Here is an 18,623-nt window from a genome sequence, read left to right on the forward strand (position 1 = left end):
TACTTCAATGATCCCCAACCTCTTTTGAATTTTCCGGTCATTTTATGGGAATGATATTAAAAATGTGTTCATTTATTCCTGATGATATGGGATTTTTGCAAAAATCATCTGGATTTAAAGGACATTTTTATTGAAATTTTAAAGATTTAAATTGACATTTTGGGCTTTAAAATTGCAATATTTAGCCTTAAAATTGAAATTTTGGACTTTAAAATTGAAATTTTTAGTTTTAAAATTGCAATTTCTCTCTCTTAAATTGAGATTTTCATGTTTTAAATTGTAATTTTCTTCTCTTAAATTGCAATTTTCTTCGTTAAAATTATAATTCCCGGCTTTTAAATTGTAATTTTCTTCTTTTAAATTGTAATTTTCTTCTTTTAAATTGCAATTTTTAAAGTTTTAATTGAAACCTTTTTCAGCGGTTCCTGAGACAATTTTAGCAACTTTTAAACCAAGGTAGTGTAAAAACAGGTTGAAGGCCGTTGTTTTTTGATTAAAAACCCCCTGTTTTCATCATAAAGGTCTGCAAATTTAATGGTTGGCAAAAAAAACAGACTTGTTATTTTGGTTAAAAAGCTGCCTGTTTATTGAGGTTTTACATCATCCGTTAATTTTGTCTTGGGCTAATTCTATGAGGATTAAATCAAGGGTTTAACACCGGTTTTTAATGACGTTCAGCAATCTGCTCTGAAAGTCAGACAGAATCAGATTGCCCCAAATTTTACCATAAAAATTAACTGTAGAAGTCAGGCGATAACTCGAAGAGAGGGATAAACGGATTTGTCCGTTCTGCAAATCGGTCAGTTGATAAGTTGCATCAATAAAATTGAAGTAGTTGCCGGTAAAAATCTGTAAGTCGAACACTTTGGGGCTGATTGAGCGAGGATCAATTTTAATGTCAAAAGATACTGTTTTAAAGGCTTCGTATTGGGTAATATTTTCCAAAAACTTTAACCCGCCTTCAAAGTTTCCAACTCTTTGCCCTCCTACTTCTTTTTTGTTGACGGTTGCTTTAACGGGCCTTGGAATGCCTATGCGGTTAAAAAAACCGGAATGATATTCATGTGATTCTATGGCTCCGACTTCCACAATATTATCCCAGATGGTTTGGGCAGTTGCTGTTACTACAACCTCATTCGTAATGGTATAAACTTCCGAAGGTCTTTTTATGCCAAGCTCAATCCAGGACATTGTTATAGCTGATAACAGAACAATCAACAACTTCAAATAACTGTTTCCATGTTCCGGAATAAAATTTCTGAAGATCAAAGCGGAAATTGTCCCAATCAAAAAATAAGGAACTGAAAGAATAATAAAACCTATCAGATCAATGAAAAATAACAGAAACAGGGTCAGGAAAAAAAGAGACACCGTAAGCAAAGCACCCGTTAATACCCGTCTGTTTGAAATCTGTTTGAAAGCAAGTCCCCCGGTTAAAGGAACAACTCCCAGGACTACCGGAATTGCAAACAAACAAGTGATGGAGGCATAAGATAGAAAAGGGATGACCAATTTCGAACCAATCAGCCCAACAACGACACCTGTTATCAAACACCTTAGAAAATATCTAAGTTCATTCTTCATAGTTCCCATGTAAACTGACTGAATATTGTATTAAAAAGTGGCTATTAAGCAATAAATATAGGGGGAAATTTTAGATAGTAGCAGGTTAAAAATCTAAAACATAAAGCAATCCTGATGGTAAATAATCGGCAGGTTTGCGAATTAGCGAACTCAACCACTTGAAAATCAAAGATATGGATTCTGAAAGAAAACAAATCAGAATAGAACAAGGTAAATGGGAAAAAGACCTCTATACGTTGCTCTCTATCAAAACGCTTGACCTATTGCGAACTTTTTTTATAGAATACATACCCAATGAATGGTTGTTTGAAGGACAAGAAGGCGGACAGTATTCGACAAGAAGCATACAGGCATTTTTTCAGAAAATTTGCAAATAAGCAGGGATAAAAAAAGAAAGTAAGCGTTCATACTTTGCGCCACAGTTTTGCAACTCATCTCTTAGAAAACGGAACAGATTTGCGCTATTTACAGGTAATATTGGGACACGAAAGTTCTAAAACTACAGAGGTTTACACACCTGTAACCACCAAAGGATTCGACCAAATTAAAAGTCCATTAGATAGTTTGGATATATAACATCGAATGATTAACTTTACCAAATTAGAGAACTCTTTTATCCCGACAGTAAATCCAAAACCTATTTCGATTAAAAACTTAAAATAACTCCCTTGACTTAACAAACCTGCAGATTAAGCTGAAATAAACGCATGTTTGGAGTTTATAAGCGAAAAGTTGGATTTATATAAATGTTGGTGGCAAGTTTAACAGATACCACAACCAAGACAACAACAAGAAATAACAACAAACCAAAACCTACAAACAAAGACAACAGTTTTAATCATTTTGACAATCATTCTGCTTCCTGTTCTATACAACATATTATTTCCTTTAAAACCACCACGATTTGGCAATTACTTTCAAACGGGACAGGTGTTCAGCAGCAAAATGGAAGGCGTTACGCAGACCATTATTAAACAAATCGGTGACAAAGTTTACAGCGAACTTACACTTGTTTCAGGGTCAGCAAGTCCACCGGAACATCTTCACCTTGGCTTTGACGAAAACGCAACCGTTACAAAAGGAACTTTAACAGTAAAGCTGAATGGCGAAACAAGTGAATTGGGAGCAGGTAGCAGAATAAGTTTCCAGAAAGGACAGTATCATACTTTTTCTAACAAGACTGATTCAGAAGTTGTAATCACTTGCGACAAAGACACCGATTATGTTCCTGTAAGTTTTGCATATTCTCTTGCACAGTTTTATCCGCTTATGGACAGTAATTCAAAACTAAAAATGGTTCATTTCTTTTTCAAAATGTCAATGTTTGGCGACCTGTTCGACAGCTATGTGGTTGACGCACCTGTAAACGCTCAAAAGACAATTAAAAAGATACTAAGACCATATGCAAGAGTGTTAGGATACAAACTTTACGACAGCAATTCAAAACCATGACACTGGGACCGCTATGATCGGACAGCAAACCAACCGTTAACACGGGTAACTATTGCACAACTACTCAAAAACCGCTAAATACCCGATTTTTAATAAAGTTACTATCAAATTAAAGGCTTATGCAGATTGGTGGACTAACTGATTAGAAAAATAGCTTGGGATATAAAAAGTTATTGGAGAGTCGATTGAAGTTTAATATGGGAAAAACAGGCGTTATATCAGCATAATCCCCCTCTGTTTATTCATCTGTGTTAGAAGGGTTTGCAAAACTAACCCTGCAAACCACCATTAGATAAAATTCTTACCCATATTCCGGCTGTGCTAACAGTACGGTAAACAATACATATTACACCTGCAAAAAAAAAGTTTAAAATTATAAGGTTAAAGTATTGAAGATTTGAATAAAAAAGTTTAATCTTGCACTATTGTACTAACAAATAACTCCGAGTAGGATGTCCTTGCAGATTTTTCCGCTCTTTTACAAAAACGAGGGTAAAAAGATAGGCTTAAAAACCTACCCCGATGCAACTGTAAAAGCAGTGTTACGGGAGTGCGGCACATTAAAATATAGCAAAACCTATAAATGCTGGTATTTACCTTACGAAAAAGCAGTTTTTAACCAACTAAAACAACAATTTACAACCCTCCAAATAGTTGAAACAAGCAACGCCCTTGTTCAGACTGAGCCTTTGGCTCATCATACTGATATAGCAAGCACCTCTGCAACTGTTAAAACGATAAAAACAGACGAAGAGGCTACCCCATACTTGCGTATAGTTGCTTATGAAAACCGAGGTTGGTTGGTACATTGCAGTTATGATGTAGGGAAGAAACTCAAACAGGAGCTTACCAAAGTAGTATGGCTAAAAGATAAACAACGTTGGTTTGTACCTGCCCGAAAGGGATATTTTGCAAAACTTAAATCAATCACGGGCTGGGAGGTTCCGTTACTATCCTTTGATCAGCACATACCCCGAAACGAAACGGTAAAGATGTCAGTCCATCCGGAGAAGAAAGAATTTGTATTAGTTCAGCTACCTTATCATGCAATTGCTTACCAAATCATCAAAAGTACTAAAAGCCGCTATTATGATAAGGGCAAAAAGTGTTGGCGCATAATCAACCAATATTCTATTCGGGAAGGTTTGGCAGAAAAATTCAAAGCCGCGGGTATCACTGTAGAAATTCCGGAAGAAGTATATGCAAATACAGTAAAAGAAGGGAAATACCAACACATAAAACAAAACGAAGATTGGATAGAAAGTCTATCTGCCACCCTTCAAACGGTTTTTATGCAATATACAGATGCCCTGATGTTACGGCAATATAGCTGGAATACGGTAAAAAACTACCGTTTGGCTTTTAAAGAATACTGTGATGCTTTCGCAGAACAACACCCCGATGCTATTGCGCCGGCTCAAGCACAGGCATGGCTCACAAGAAAAGTTAAAGAAGGGTGGGGCGAATCTGTAATGGTAACCATGATTTGCGCCTTGCGATTTTATTATATACAGATTCAACGGCGCAAAGATTGGGAGTTTTATTTACCCTTTCCCCGAAAGTCAGAAAAACTGCCACAAGTATTAAGCTCTAAAGAAGTAAAATCGCTTTTTGATGCGGTAGATAATCTGAAACACAAAACCATGCTTTTGTTCGGTTATGCTGCGGGTTTGCGGGTAAGTGAAGTGGCGAGTTTGCAAATAAAAAATATAGACTCACAACGTATGGTTATCAATATAAAAGCAGCAAAAGGAAAAAAAGACCGATGTGTGATGCTTTCAGGAACTTTATTAGACGTGTTGCGCTTATACTACAAAGCCTATCAACCCAAAACATGGCTATTTGAAGGACAGTTCGACGACCATTATAGTACGAGGAGTATTCAAGCTATATTTCAAGCAGCAAAACATAAAGCAGGTATTCGCAAAGATGTGAGTTTTCATAGCCTCAGACATAGTTTTGCGACACATCTGCATGAAGCCGGTACAGATATACGAATCATTCAAGAACTTTTGGGGCATAATAGTTCTAAAACGACCGAACGATATACCCATGTAAGCAATAGAACTATCCAACGGGTGCTAAGCCCTTTGGATACTTTGCTAAAGTAAAAAACTGAAAAATGCGCAGGTTTTTGCGTATAAGTAGATGTTAGGGGGAATTTATAATCGAATTTCTGTAAAGTTATATTTTTACAGAGAGCATAATCTAAATATTTTTTAAGGAGTATCAAAACAAGTGGGAATATGCCGAAAAAACACTTTAAACGGGAGTAGGTATTATTTTAATATTTTTTAATATGAGTTACTTAGCAGAAGCCATTATTGAAAAGGCAGTTGAAATTGAAGTTCTAAACAATCTTGATGAAAACCGTTTGGGTAGTTATGACCATCAAGCAGACACGCGTTCGTGGACAACCCCAGTTGCCACTACTAATCTTGACACATGGAGTGCTTCAACTTCAAAGGGGAAAGATAACGATAAAGATGATAAAGGGGGGAAAGACTAAATTTCAATTTATAGGAAACTCAACAAAATTGAGTTTCCTATTTAAAATAAATAATATGCAAAATAAGATATTAATTATAACTAACACGATTGATTATCATGCTGATGCAATAATCAAGGAAATCAATCAATTGGGTGAAAATCTATTTTTCAGATTAAATACGGATTATTTTCATATGAATTATGAATTTAAAATTGAATTCAATAATCATTCATTTTTAATAAAAAACAAAATCAACGGATTTTCTATTTGCTCAAAGGAGATAAAAACAGTGTGGTGGAGAAGACCAGAAGATTTAAACTTTGAAAATTCAGATATCCCAAAACATTTACATTCGTTTACTGATGACGAGTATTATATGGTTCTAAAAGGTCTGATTGCAATTTTAGAAACAGATATTAACGTAAAAATTGTATCGCATCCAATTGATATTATTAGAGCAAAAGATAAAATCAGACAACAAATATTAGCATCTGAATTATCACTTCTTACGCCAAGTCAAATCATTACTAATTCCAATGCATTTTTCACAGAGCAAAATTGGAAAAATAATGCGATTGTAAAACCTATTGATTCAACAAATGATATAATTGACGAAAATGGAAATGAGTATGTGAGTTATACAAAAGAACTTAATGATGACTTGTTAAATAAAATTGTATCGAAGGAATTAAAGTTATCAATTCATTATTTTCAAGAAAAGATTAAACCAGAATTTGAAGTAAGAGCAACTTTCTTTGATAATAAACTTTACCCTTTTATGATAAAAGGAAATTACAATGTTGATTGGAGACAAATAGATCCTTCTAAAATATCATTCACTTATTTTAAAGACTTTCCTTTTATTAAAGAATGTATAACTTTTGCGAATAGGTTAAATTTAAAATACGGTGCATTTGATTTTATTTATAATGGAGATTTTTACTATTTTTTAGAATGTAATCCAAATGGTCAATTTTTATTTTGTGACATTAATGGAGAGTTTGGTCTTGCTAAAAAATTTGCTAAATTTCTAAATGAATAGCGAATGATAAAATTTGAAAAACTAAAAGAAGAACATATTTCCTCAGTAAAACATGGAGTTTTATCGTGGTTTAATAGATATGAATTTAATCATAATGTAAGCATTCATATGGTTGAAGATTTTTTGAAGAATGTTATAATTGATGAAAACAGGATTGATTTTGTCATCTTTGTAGATGATTATATAAAACCAGTTGCTATAATCTCTGCTGAATTTTTATCAGAAAATATTGCAGAAATATCAGGTGGTATTGTAGCCGAAAATTATCAAGGATTGCCACTTCTGAAAGTCGGTTCTCAATTCATCGAAAATAGACTTAACGAAAAAAAATATAAAATTTCTTTAACTAAGATACTTAAAACTCACTATAAAGCCAAAGCAATAATAAGATTGCATAAATCTAATGGCTATATCTTAAAGAACGAAGATGAAACATATTATTATCTTGAAAAAACATTATCCCCCTAACATGGCATATAGCGGTCATTTTCAAAAAGTTGGGCTTGCCGCAGGCGCAACACAAGCCCAACTTTTTGAAAACGCCGCATATGCCTGTCCTTTATAGGCAAGGCTAAATGACGACACAGCAACTAAATAAAGTAAAGCAGACACTTGGGTTTTTCTCAATGACCATTGCGTGGACATTGATGAACTTATTTCATTCCATTTATCTCGCTTGGACAGACGGGAAAGCGGATGATAGCGGTGTAATCATTTTTTGGTCAGGACTATTTATAACAATCTCTTGGGCAGTTTTTATAATCTTTCCTTTAAACAAGCTTGACCATTCGACACAGATTTTCAAACCTCTATTCTTTCCATTCATTACGGGACTTTACGGAGCTTTGACATATTCAATCATTGTCGGTGGACTGTTTCGCAGCCTTGACTTGGTAGTTATGTTTATGCCATTAGCTTTGTTGACAGGTTTTATTTTCGGTGTTGCATATTCACAACTTATAAGGTCAGACAAATTAGTCGACTTCCTCGTTAGGCGACCATTAGCAAAGTCTATTTTCTTTTTATCGCCAGCCATTATTCTATTCTTCTTTTTATGGTTATTGCCGACAATTGCACCTTCATTGGTCTTTCGGTATATGCCTGATGAAATTAGATATAAGATTGTTTCTCGGACAATCCCCAAATACAAAGTTGGTGACAACTTTGAGCCGTTAAAAAATTCTCTGCCAGGCTATCTTGACCATATAGACAATGGAAGTGGTAATATGTCAGCGACAATGGAAAACTTCGGCTTTGTTTTACAGGTTCATTGCAACAAAATAATTAGACTTGAATACGGAGAAGACCAAAACGACTATGACGGAACAATTTATGGAAAACTGCAAGAGAAGCCCTGCCTATAACAAGGGTAACTGTTGCACAACTACTCAAAAACCACTAAATACCTGATATTTTAGAAAGTTGCTTTCAAATTAAAAGCTTCTGCTGATTTGTGTACTTATTAGTCTTGATCATGCAGCTTGGAGCAGAAATAGCTTTAGAAAGGTTGTTTGTAGATTAGGATAGGTATTTGCAGACAAAAAACAAGTTTTTTTGGTATAAGCCGGAATATTCATCGGTGCTTGAAGGGCTTGAGTTAGGATATTGGGTGTTTTACGCCCAAATTTCAGGTATTTTTTGAGGTTGTAGGTCAGGGCCGCCATCAGAATACCTGAGTTGAGCTTGTCGAAACATGTTTGTTTGCTTGTTCCATTCCCCGGGTGTTTACCCGTTTCATGCTATGATAATTGATTGAGGTGCCCAATACGGGTTCTACGGTAGCACTCCTGTATTAGAGAAATTGTCGGATGAAACCAAATCATTTATATTGACTTGATAGTATCATTTGGCGTGTAGTTTTTGATGTCCGTGCATACATAAAGACGCAATGTTTTATGTGTTTTTCAACAATTATTGAAAAAATTGAACCGTTTTATGTATCTTGTTGCTTTTGTTTAGCTTTGAGTTTTGCAACATGCTCAAGGGGTTTTATGTAGCCGGGGTTCCGTGTTTCGCAGATACATTTATGCGAGGTGGAAGTTCCGTTCTCCGAATGAATTTCGGTGGTAAAATTCCCTGACCGTAGCAAATCTATAAAAAACGCAACCTGTCAGTCCTAGAAACTCACCCAAAGAAGAAGTTAGGTGAACACCAAACTTAATAAGAAAAAGTAGTCAATAAAGTACATGAACCTAACTAAGTACATTTTACTTGCCTGTTCATTGATCATGATGTGCGGAACAGTAAACTCACAGGCCCAATGTTTACCCGGAAACTCTGAAATTATTGTTATTATCAATGCTGATACCTACCCGAATGAAACAAGTTGGGATATAAGAGATGCAGCAAATAGCATTGTTGCGGGCGGTACCATTAACAATGACACGATTTGCTACCCCACCGGCAACCTCCTTCATTTTACCATTTATGACAGCTATGGTGACGGAATTTGTTGCGGCTACGGAAATGGGTCATACAATATTTATGTTGATGGCAACTTGGTTGCAACGGGTGGTAATTTTGATTATTCTGAAACCATATCTATCAATTACCCTCCCGGCACAATCAGCACAATTCTTCTGAATACCTATCAGCAGTTGCTTGATCATTGTAATAGTACATCCACACTTTCTGCAGTTCAAATCAATGCATTAGCCGACACCATTACTACATACCATTTTTACCTGGCAGATTCGTTTCCGGAAATTTCAGCTGCCTTTGAACTGATAGCTTGTTATGATGCCGGTTCGGGTCCACTTTTTATCAATAGCAATACAACAGGGGGATTCCCCAACGCACCGGGATCGCTCGATGGTTTAGAATACGACAGGGCAATATTCACCTTGCAGCAGGAGCTTTTTGATGATTTATTTACCAAGGAGAAAATTGCGCAATACAGCGCCTTTTTAAGTGGTAAAAAATATTTGACTTCCGACTATTTCCCCGGAACTTGTCCCTTACCTGTCGACTCCAATCAGATGTACACAGCAACAGTAAATGCCTCTATGCCCACAGATTGGGGTGAACCTACGGCCTATTCACAAACTCCCTCCAGAAAACCAACCGGTTATTATTTGTCGCCCGGTTCGATAGGAAAGGTAAAAGTTCCTGAAATCATGGTAAATGCAGGGTTCAAAATTCTTGTGGGCGCACATCCGTTCTCGAATACTTCCATCAATGAACTTAAAAGGTTTTTCAGAATTTCGAATACTTTTGAAATAACAGATACTGTAACCCTAATAGCAAATCCATTCGGAGGCGGAATTTATATCATTACCCCTTACCAGGCCTCTGCCGGTTTACAACAGATACAATTAACCAATGTAGTACCGGTGCCGTTCTTTTCGGCAAAAAGTTGGGACGCTACCACTTTAAGCCAATGGCAAAATGTTCAAAGGCACAATCCTGCTCCATGGGCAGATTTTGAATCCGAAAAATTCATGATGCAGGTGCCAACGAGTTTTATATACAACTACAACGACCCGGTAACGTTAATGGCCGACTGGGATGCCCGTATGGATGTCGTATCAGATTTGATGGGGTATCCGCATATTCGCAATAACCACATCCTCTATGTCATGCAAGATGTCCGAATTCTGCACCCGGGCTATTATGGTATTGGCTACCCGCAAATCAATACGCTTTATAACCCTAATGCAATTCAAAATGGAAATAGTACACATTGGTTTTTAACGCCCGGAGCTGCCAATATGTGGGAATCTGAATTTCACGAACTTGGACATGCGCAGTTAATGACAAAATTTCCGGGAGAAGCAGAAGCCATTGTAAATCTGCTCTCCGCTGCCATCTTTAATCAATTATATAATATAGATATTGACAGTGCATTTGGCTGGTCATTTGATAACCAATATTGGCGTGGTCGAGATCAGTCGGCAACAAACTGGATGGTTACTCATAATTTCCGAATGGGGAATCCCATGGATATTTCCAATACCACTTTAGATGAGGTCAGGTATCAACATCGTGGGTATGGCAAATATGTTGAAATAGCGGCCTTATTCGGATGGGAAGCACTCGAGAATTCTTACACTCAGGTAAATATAGATTACAACAATGGCATTATACCGGAGCCGGAGAGTAATATAGATGATCGCATATTGAAGTTATCACTGGCAGCCGGCGCAGATTTGCGTCCCCTGATTCATTTCTGGGGGGTACATCCGCAGGATGCCGAATCCCTTGCTCAGGCAATAACAGACAATAATTTGCCGGCATCTCCTTTGATTTGTGAGCGTCTGGAGCATTATAAATACATTATCCCGATGGACAACGAGCAGTTTAATGAGCACGCTATAGAATATTTTAATGGGCCTGTTCCCCCCGGTGGCAATCCCGATTATGAAAATGGCTGGTACAATGTATGGCTTACTCAATATAATAATTTACACGGCGACTCAGCGGTAGTTGCCATGCAAAACATAATTGATACCTATTTTCCCAATGGCTGTCCTTGTGAAAACATTGTCATTTCCGGCAGTAATAGTGTTTGTATAAACGGTGCCGAAATGTATTCGGTGCCAAATGTGGCAGGCGCTACCTATATGTGGACGGTTACAGGCGGCACTATTGTATCGGGGCAGGGCACCAATAGCATACAAGTTATTTGGAACAATGGTATTACAGGCAATGTATGGATAGAGCAAATCAATCCGTAAAAACCCGATAAACTTGGACAGGTCAACGAAATACAGTTTATAGATTTGTTTGTGCAACGAGTTATCATCACCTACTCAAGCTATTAAAAGACAACTTGCTCATTATCCTTATCACATTGAATAAATCGTGTTTATTGGAAGTGGCGACAAAATAATTTCGATATCACAAAACTTAATACTTATGAACGGAGCACTTCAGCAAAATGATTCTCGGTTTAAGACAATACACATACAAAATTACTCTAATGCTGGAATGTTTAATTTTTGTTTTTTGGCAATAAAGCCATAAATAGCACCCATAGACATAACCGGCACTAAATAAATAATGCCTTTTGTTACTTCCCTTTAGGTCTTGAAAGTTTTGGCTGCATTTTTTACAGCTTTATAGTCTTGGGCCAGATATTGAGCCATTTGGTCAATGAGGAAAGCTAAAAAGGTGAGAAAAATTAAATTTGTGGCCAAACATTTCTTGCCGTGTCCGTAATTGTGTTCTAAATGATGCCCTTGGTTTTTTAGGGTGTTGAACATTTCATTTTCAATTTTCCACCGACTCCGGACAGCTTCCCAAACTCTTTGACCAAGGTATCAGTAATCAGCAAGTCTGTCAAAAAAGTGCCGTAGTATAACTGTTCTCCTGTTTTTTAATCGGTTACCGTCAGTCCAAAATAATTGACTTTGAAGGCAGGGTGCTGCCCGCTTAGTATCAAGTTATTGGCATAGATAAAACTGAAAACAAGCGTTTGACTTAAACTCGCCTCGGTCCACCTTACTTGCTGCAATTGACCTTCCCTGTGCAAACGGTCTGCCTGTATATTACAAAGGTTTGCCCTTTGGTAGCAATAATGAAGCGCATTTCTTGTGCTTGCAGTGCTGCAATGTGATTTCTGTTGCAATATAGCGCATCAAATACAGTAATAATATTCTCTTTACCCATTTGTGAATATTGATGCTTTCGTTAACTTTGAGTTGTGTAACAAACACACTGGTTTTGAGTTTGGCGGTCTGACTTGTAAACTTGGAGTTTTGTATTTCGATTAAACTTTAGTAATAAATTTGAACTCACGAAATACTAAGCCACTTCTACACCAATTCATAAACCATTGTGTGCAATTTTATACATCCTGAACTATCAAAACCGCTTAAATTGAATACCTACAATTTAAAGCAGAAATAATATTTTAGCCATAGATTTCAAACCAATATCAGAATTTATGAAAAAACAAAACAGACGTAAGTTCATTCTATACTCATTAGGTATTTTGGGAAGCGGTGTTTTGACAGCCTGGTTTTTCAGGCGTCAACTTGTGAGAAAATTTCTATTTACGTTTCCTGACAATTTATCTGTAACCGTATCTTCAGCCCCAAGTGAAAACGAGGTATGCGTACTTACTGCCAAACAAATTGAGGGTCCATTCTATTTTCCATCACCGGAAAGGAGCAACATTGTTGAAGATCGAAAAGGTGCGTTATTAAAATTGAAAATGCAAGTCATAAATTATCCTGACTGTACACCAATTAGAAATGCAATTGTAGATGTTTGGCAGGCGGATGCAGAAGGAAACTATAGCGGTTATCCTGAACAAATCAGTCAGGATGAGTGGAAAACATTTATGCTTTTTGGCAAACATGGAGAAAAAAGAGAGAACGGTGAATACACTGTTAAGCCGATAACAGATAGTAGATACCTAAGGGGAATTCAAAGAACTGATGAAAATGGTTGGGTAACCTTTAATACCATCATTCCTTGTTGGTACATTGGTAGAGTTCCACATATTCACTTCAAAGTGTTTTTAAATGACAAAGAACAAATCATCTCCCAGCTTTTTTTTGATAAAGACTTTTGCGACAATCTGTTTACAACAGTAGAACCGTATAATAAAATGGGTAAATGCCCTATAGACTTTAAAAACGATGGCACTCTTGCAATGGTAAATGGTGAGCAAAGTGGTTTGTTGCTTTCTGTACAAAATGATGGCAATTCAAACTACATCTCAACATGCAGGATAGGAATAAAGTCCAGCCAATAAACTGCACATAACAAAAGTAACTGTTACACCACTATTCAAAAAACACCAATAACCAAATTTAAGCTTTAACGAATTTAGTTAAAGGCTTTTTATTGTTTTGTAACTTACCTTGAGTTTTCGATAAATCTAAGATCCTCAACATAAGTTTCAATAAACCACACAGGGTTATCAGCTCCGATGCTGCTTTCAAAACAGATTATTTACATCTGACTGCTGGGTGATACTTGTAAGTATGCCATAGCTTAGTGCAAAGTTTTTTTAATCACTTCTTAAAATATTAGTGTATATTTGTTAGCGGTTTTTTCACAGGCTGACGTTAGCGGTCAGGCCAAGAAAATACGAACTCCTCATCCATAACACCCTGAAGACAAGTGTTTTATGACAAGAAAAATGGAAAATAATTATTACAATTGACTTAAAAAACAATTATTATGAGCGAACTTAAAACAATAATAGTATGTGGAGCTACTGGTAAGCAAGGGGGAGCGGTGCTTGACGCTTTGGTGGAAAGCGGTGCATGGAGAGTAGTAGCCATTTCAAGAGAGACTACCAATGATAAGGCAGAAGAGATTAAGAAAAAGGGAGTTGCGGTTATACAAGCCGACCTTGCTGACAGATCATCGTTGGTAAACGCCTTTAAAGGAGCCTATGCCGTATATGGCGTTACCATGCCATTGAATCCAAAAGGCAAGATCGACACAGAGTATGAATGGCTACAAGGACAGAACATTGTGGAAGCATGCGTTGCTAATAACATTCAGCACCTTGTTCTGAGTACGGTGCTATATGTTGAAGAAGGACAGGAAAAAACACTTACTTACGTGAAGCGAAAAGTAGATATTGAAAACCTGGTAAAGGAAAAGGAGATACCATACACCTTTCTCTGTCCCGGGTCATTTATGGACGATTTTGGTGGCGAGTATTTGCCGGTTAAAAAAAATGTGATTACGGGTACAGCTGCCAATGATGCGAAGCTACCACATATAGCTTGCCGTGATATTGGCAAAGTGGCGGCTTTAGCGTTTGCAGATCCAGACAATTTCAAAGGCAAAAAACTAAATCTTATCGGTGATTTTATTTCAGGAAACGAACTCGCAGAAATAGCAACAAAATTATCGGATACCAAGACTTACAAGCATAAACCTGTTCCCCTACTTCTGATGTATCTGTTTGCCAGAGAATGGATTCCTTTAAGAAAACATTTTGAACGATGGGGCAGGGAACCCTATCCTGAAGAAATATTGCGAGCAGTGAAGCAGACCCGGGAGCTACTTCCCGAAGCAATGACATTTGAGCAGTATCTGAAGTGGAAAAGATGGGATAAGAAACTTTAGAAACAAGAAGCCCGTACCACTAACACGGGTAACTATTGCACAACTACTTAAAAACCGCTAAATACCCGATTTTAAAAAACGTTGAGGTTGCCTAAAAGCCCCTAATTTCCACCTATTCAACCACAAAAAATATTCTCCAAACAATGACAGTTATATCTCATATTACAAAGTACTTTTTGTATGTTATACATACAAGGAAAAAACAGGGAACAAAGCGTTTTTTTTCCGCAAACGCTTGACCAAATTATTGACCAAGACCACTTGGAGCTCTTCAGATCATCATATTTGCAAAATTTAGCACTTTTTTCTCTTTAATTGAAACACTACGTTGGTAAATGACGTGTAATATGTTTATATTTGTCATCAGTTTGTGCCTTTTTGAATATATAGGACAGTTTTTTTTGACAGACTGCTATTGGTGACAATTTAAATTTAAAAAAATATCCAGATGACAATTGAAAGAAAAATCAAAATTGAAGAAGAACAGATTAAATTCATTGAGAATTATTCAGATTATGGATTTCATAATATGGATGAAATGATTGTGCGTGCTTTAGAGTTATTGAAACAACAACTGGAGATGGAAATTGTACTAGCACAATCAGCCGATTTGTATGCAGACATGTATGAAGCAGATGAAGAAACAAAAGATTGGACTGCATCAGCGATAAAAGATTGGGAATAAAAACATGGAACTAAAAAAAGGAATGATCATAACCGTTGACCTTAATCCTATTAAGGGTTCAGAGACAGGAAAAATTAGATCTTGCGTAATAGTTTCAAATGATGTGTAAAATAAAAAAGTGCCTGTTATTCAAGTAGTTCCGATTACTGAATGGAATCTAAGTATTAACCTCTTTTATTTAACCAAAAATGTCAGATATGAAAAAGAAAATAACCTTCATCTATCTTGCAATAAGCATTTCAGTAATCTCCAATGCACAGTATAACCAGGAATGGTTCAGCATTTATGTAAAACCTACCGCCATTTTGCAGCCCGAGGCAGTAAAACTAATGGCCGCCGGAGACCATCTTTACCTGCTTGCCAAAATACAGGGAGCAGTGATGAATGATGAAGATATGGCACTGGTAAAGTTTGACAGCGACGGCAAGATCGTTTGGGAAAAAAATTATACCGTACCGGGTAACTTCAACGACGACCCTATTGATATGGATATTGATAACAGCGGAAATGTATATGTTGTCATTGCCAGCGCCGGTGAGGGGCTTTCCACTGCTGTTGATTTTTGTACCATTAAATATGCGCAGGATGGAACTCAGAACTGGATACAACGTTGGGGAACGAGAGAGCATGGAGAAATACCCTGTGGAATAGAGGTCAGGAATGGGATGGTATTTGTTTCCGGCAAAAGTGTTCATACAGCAGGACAATCAACCGCAGAAGACTATCACAGCAAGATTTACAATGCCAACACCGGCAAAGAGGTCTGGTCACATTCCTGGAACGGCCCTGGCGACGACTGGCGCAACTACACCACCGATATGACTCTTGACAATGAAAACAACCTCGTGGTAGTGGGCAGCAGTGAGCAACCTGGATATGATTATGGCATTATCCGTTACAAGTGGGACACCATTCCTCCTAAAAACCCGGCAGACAGTTTGAAGATCGAACTTGTGTTTGACTGGGAACGCTGGTATAACGGCCCGGGTAACCATATTGATGAAGCGCAATTCGTAGTCACCAATCTCTACGGTGATATATATGTAACCGGAAATGCTTTTTCAAATGAGGGGAAGCAGGACATTGTAACAATAAAATATGATAGTAAAGGAACTCAAAAATGGGTGCGTACAATGAATGGCACTGCCAATACCAGAGACGAACCAATTGGTATTGGGCTTGACAGTAAAGGAAATGTAATCGTTACCGGTTATGTAAATAATATAAAAACCAAAGAAGATTATTGTATTATAAAGTACAATGCTTATGGAGACACCTTGTGGACCACTGCATGGTGGGAAATGGTTCCTGGAAAGACAGTTCCCTCTGCGATGGTTATTGACCAGGAAGACCACATTCTTGTAGCCGGTGTTGGACCCACACTTGGTGAGCCTTATGCAAGACGGCTTGACCCGGATGGAAAAATAGTTTGGGAAACAATCATTAAATCTCCGGAAGGCAAACCAATGCCGGGAGGGCTGCATAAAATATGTATTGATGAGAAGGGTAATTTATATTTATCCGGTCTTTATATCAATCAGCAGGGAATGAATTTATTTGTAACAAAATATTCAAAAAACTAAAACAGTCTTCAACCCTGCGGAGCCAATTGCAGAGAATCCTGCGTATTACAATGCAGAATACTACAGTGTAAACCAAGAGTGTTAATCCAAGTTTTCAAATGCAGGAACTTGGCTGAAACAGTAATTTTCGAAAGGAAAAACAGCAAAGTTTAAATCTAAGTTGTTAAGACTATTGCCTATTTTAGTAATGACAAAAATCAGTACTTAGTTGTCCCTTAAAAACATATTAATGCCTTAAAAACAAGGCAAAAAGTGTCTAAGAAGTTGTGAAATAATTGCATGATTGCGTAAATTTAGGGGTAAAAACTTGCAATTTATGTTGTCCAAAAAAGTTAATTTTGCTCAGGGTAGCCTATACTTTTCATTGAGAGATATGCTCAATGACCGACACCCTTTGTATAATTTATCCTCTGTTATAGATTGGGAGGTATTTGAACGGGAGTTTATCCCTTTATATTCAAAAGATACCGGTCGCCCTGCCAAACCAATTCGTCTGATTGTCGGACTATTGATACTTAAACACACGGAATTTGTCAGACGAATCCGTAGTAGAATAATGGGCTGAAAACCTTTACTATCAATATTTTTGTGGGATGAAGGATTTTGTACCCGGTCCTCCTTGTGAGGCATCAGAATTAGTTCATTTTCGTCATAGGATTGGAGAGGCAGGAATAGAGCTGATTTTCAAAGAAAGCATAAGGATAAATGGGGTTGATAAAGACGAAACAAATATCAGTTAAGACACTATGGTTCAAGAAAAGAATATCACCTATCCAACCGATGACAAGCTAAGGAAGAAGATAATCAACAAATGCGTAAAAATAGCTGAGAAAGAGGGGCTGAAACTACGTCAAACCTATGTGAGAGTTCTCAAGAAGCTTAGTTATGATCAGCGATTCAGAAATCATCCCAAAAACAAAGGGAAGTCCCAAAAAGCGGATAATAAAGTGAAAACAATCGCCGGTCGCTTAGTCAGAGAGTTAGTAAGAAAGCTACCCACCGATACCAAGTATTGCGATTTGTTGATTTTATTCAATACCATATTAAATCAAAAAAGGAGTGATAAGAATAAGATATATTCAATTCATGAACCCCAAGTGCAGTGTATCTCCAAAGGGAAAGAACACAAGAAATATGAGTTTGGCAATAAGGTAAGTATCTCACTAACACAAACAACCGGAGTGATTGTAGGTGCAAAAGGGTTTAGAAATCCTTATGACGGACATACATTGGAACCTACTTTAGAACAAGTAGAAAAACTCACCGGGAAAAAAATTAAAACCGCAACTGTAGATAGAGGATGCAAAGGAGCTAAACTCATCAATGGAACACATATCCTTATTCCAGAACCATTTCCAAAAAAAATCACGCGGCAAGAGAAAAAGAAGAGGAATAAATCCTTTTCCAGAAGAGCCGCCATAGAACCGGTAATAGGACATCTCAAATCAGATCACAGATTGGGTCGTAATTTCTATAAAGGGGTATTTGGAGATAATATCAATTTATTGTTAAGTGCAGCAGCATTTAACTTTAAAAGGATGATGAACAAATGGAAATCATCTCTTTTGCCCTTTTTTCAAAATCTTGTTTCCATTATTATCTCAATTCTCTCGTTCTTGTTTAAAACCCAAAATAAGAAAAACATGGTTTTTAAGGGTTAACTATTTAGCTAAAAAGAAATTTCAATTACCAATTAGTTGATTAAAAATAGGAAGCACTTTTTCCGATTAATAGCTTTAACATCAATTC

Annotated in this window: 14 protein-coding genes and 2 pseudogenes; 14 read left to right on the plus strand and 2 right to left on the minus strand. The window is 36.9% G+C overall.

Going from position 1 to position 18,623, the window contains the following annotated elements:
* Nucleotides 1-651: 651 nt before the first annotated feature.
* Nucleotides 652-1,584, minus strand: coding sequence for a hypothetical protein (locus IPM47_17655; GenBank protein ID QQS28652.1), 933 nt, complete (start codon nt 1,582-1,584; stop codon nt 652-654).
* 173 nt (nt 1,585-1,757) lie between these two features.
* Here IPM47_17655 and IPM47_17660 point away from each other — a divergent pair.
* The 7 genes and pseudogenes from IPM47_17660 to IPM47_17690 all read left to right on the plus strand — a co-directional run bounded on the left by IPM47_17660 (nt 1,758) and on the right by IPM47_17690 (nt 7,933).
* Nucleotides 1,758-2,160, plus strand: a pseudogene (locus IPM47_17660) (tyrosine-type recombinase/integrase).
* Nucleotides 2,161-2,514: 354 nt separating this feature from the next.
* Entirely contained in the window at nt 2,515-3,036 is a 522-nt protein-coding gene (locus tag IPM47_17665) for a cupin domain-containing protein (protein QQS28653.1), read from the plus strand.
* 452 nt (nt 3,037-3,488) lie between these two features.
* Nucleotides 3,489-5,147, plus strand: a complete 1,659-nt coding sequence (locus tag IPM47_17670; GenBank protein QQS28654.1) for a tyrosine-type recombinase/integrase — start codon at nt 3,489-3,491, stop codon at nt 5,145-5,147.
* Nucleotides 5,148-5,335: 188 nt separating this feature from the next.
* Nucleotides 5,336-5,545, plus strand: a complete 210-nt coding sequence (locus IPM47_17675; GenBank protein QQS28655.1) for a hypothetical protein — start codon at nt 5,336-5,338, stop codon at nt 5,543-5,545.
* 55 nt (nt 5,546-5,600) lie between these two features.
* Nucleotides 5,601-6,569, plus strand: coding sequence for a hypothetical protein (locus tag IPM47_17680; GenBank protein QQS28656.1), 969 nt, complete (start codon nt 5,601-5,603; stop codon nt 6,567-6,569).
* Between the two features lie 3 nt (nt 6,570-6,572).
* Nucleotides 6,573-7,037, plus strand: a complete 465-nt coding sequence (locus IPM47_17685) for a hypothetical protein (GenBank protein ID QQS28657.1) — start codon at nt 6,573-6,575, stop codon at nt 7,035-7,037.
* A gap of 107 nt (nt 7,038-7,144) precedes the next feature.
* Nucleotides 7,145-7,933 carry a hypothetical protein gene (locus IPM47_17690; protein QQS28658.1) on the plus strand — a complete coding sequence of 263 codons (789 nt, stop codon included), beginning with the start codon at nt 7,145-7,147 and terminating at the stop codon, nt 7,931-7,933.
* 108 nt (nt 7,934-8,041) lie between these two features.
* Here IPM47_17690 and IPM47_17695 read toward each other — a convergent pair whose 3' ends face one another.
* Entirely contained in the window at nt 8,042-8,233 is a 192-nt protein-coding gene (locus IPM47_17695; protein ID QQS28659.1) for a hypothetical protein, read from the minus strand.
* Nucleotides 8,234-8,755: 522 nt separating this feature from the next.
* Between IPM47_17695 and IPM47_17700 the strand changes: the two genes are divergently transcribed.
* The 7 genes and pseudogenes from IPM47_17700 (at nt 8,756) to IPM47_17730 (ending at nt 18,460) form a co-directional block, all read left to right on the plus strand.
* Nucleotides 8,756-11,245, plus strand: a complete 2,490-nt coding sequence (locus tag IPM47_17700; GenBank protein QQS28660.1) for a hypothetical protein — start codon at nt 8,756-8,758, stop codon at nt 11,243-11,245.
* A gap of 1,211 nt (nt 11,246-12,456) precedes the next feature.
* Complete coding sequence (locus IPM47_17705; GenBank protein QQS28661.1) at nt 12,457-13,272, plus strand: hypothetical protein; 816 nt, start codon at nt 12,457-12,459, stop codon at nt 13,270-13,272.
* A 431-nt stretch (nt 13,273-13,703) separates the two neighbouring features.
* Nucleotides 13,704-14,606 (plus strand): NmrA/HSCARG family protein, encoded by a 903-nt coding sequence (locus IPM47_17710; protein ID QQS28662.1) that lies wholly within the window; start codon nt 13,704-13,706, stop codon nt 14,604-14,606.
* 448 nt (nt 14,607-15,054) lie between these two features.
* Nucleotides 15,055-15,291 carry a hypothetical protein gene (locus IPM47_17715; GenBank protein QQS28663.1) on the plus strand — a complete coding sequence of 79 codons (237 nt, stop codon included), beginning with the start codon at nt 15,055-15,057 and terminating at the stop codon, nt 15,289-15,291.
* 4 nt (nt 15,292-15,295) lie between these two features.
* Nucleotides 15,296-15,400, plus strand: coding sequence for a type II toxin-antitoxin system PemK/MazF family toxin (locus IPM47_17720; protein QQS28664.1), 105 nt, complete (start codon nt 15,296-15,298; stop codon nt 15,398-15,400).
* Nucleotides 15,401-15,488: 88 nt separating this feature from the next.
* Nucleotides 15,489-16,874, plus strand: a complete 1,386-nt coding sequence (locus IPM47_17725) for a hypothetical protein (GenBank protein ID QQS28665.1) — start codon at nt 15,489-15,491, stop codon at nt 16,872-16,874.
* Nucleotides 16,875-17,190: 316 nt separating this feature from the next.
* Nucleotides 17,191-18,460 (plus strand): annotated as a pseudogene (locus tag IPM47_17730) (IS5 family transposase).
* Nucleotides 18,461-18,623 lie beyond the last annotated feature (163 nt).

The sequence above is a fragment of the Sphingobacteriales bacterium genome (assembly GCA_016700115.1).
Taxonomy (GTDB): domain Bacteria; phylum Bacteroidota; class Bacteroidia; order Chitinophagales; family UBA2359; genus UBA2359.

Bases quoted from the DNA above. Each gene is read 5' to 3' on its own strand.
- IPM47_17655 (QQS28652.1), bottom strand. From the start codon at position 1,584: ATGAAGAATGAACTTAGATATTTTCTAAGGTGTTTGATAACAGGTGTC.
- IPM47_17670 (QQS28654.1), top strand. From the start codon at position 3,489: ATGTCCTTGCAGATTTTTCCGCTCTTTTACAAAAACGAGGGTAAAAAG.
- IPM47_17675 (QQS28655.1), top strand. From the start codon at position 5,336: ATGAGTTACTTAGCAGAAGCCATTATTGAAAAGGCAGTTGAAATTGAA.
- IPM47_17680 (QQS28656.1), top strand. From the start codon at position 5,601: ATGCAAAATAAGATATTAATTATAACTAACACGATTGATTATCATGCT.
- IPM47_17685 (QQS28657.1), top strand. From the start codon at position 6,573: ATGATAAAATTTGAAAAACTAAAAGAAGAACATATTTCCTCAGTAAAA.
- IPM47_17690 (QQS28658.1), top strand. From the start codon at position 7,145: ATGACGACACAGCAACTAAATAAAGTAAAGCAGACACTTGGGTTTTTC.
- IPM47_17695 (QQS28659.1), bottom strand. From the start codon at position 8,233: ATGGCGGCCCTGACCTACAACCTCAAAAAATACCTGAAATTTGGGCGT.
- IPM47_17700 (QQS28660.1), top strand. From the start codon at position 8,756: ATGAACCTAACTAAGTACATTTTACTTGCCTGTTCATTGATCATGATG.
- IPM47_17705 (QQS28661.1), top strand. From the start codon at position 12,457: ATGAAAAAACAAAACAGACGTAAGTTCATTCTATACTCATTAGGTATT.
- IPM47_17710 (QQS28662.1), top strand. From the start codon at position 13,704: ATGAGCGAACTTAAAACAATAATAGTATGTGGAGCTACTGGTAAGCAA.
- IPM47_17715 (QQS28663.1), top strand. From the start codon at position 15,055: ATGACAATTGAAAGAAAAATCAAAATTGAAGAAGAACAGATTAAATTC.
- IPM47_17720 (QQS28664.1), top strand. From the start codon at position 15,296: ATGGAACTAAAAAAAGGAATGATCATAACCGTTGACCTTAATCCTATT.
- IPM47_17725 (QQS28665.1), top strand. From the start codon at position 15,489: ATGAAAAAGAAAATAACCTTCATCTATCTTGCAATAAGCATTTCAGTA.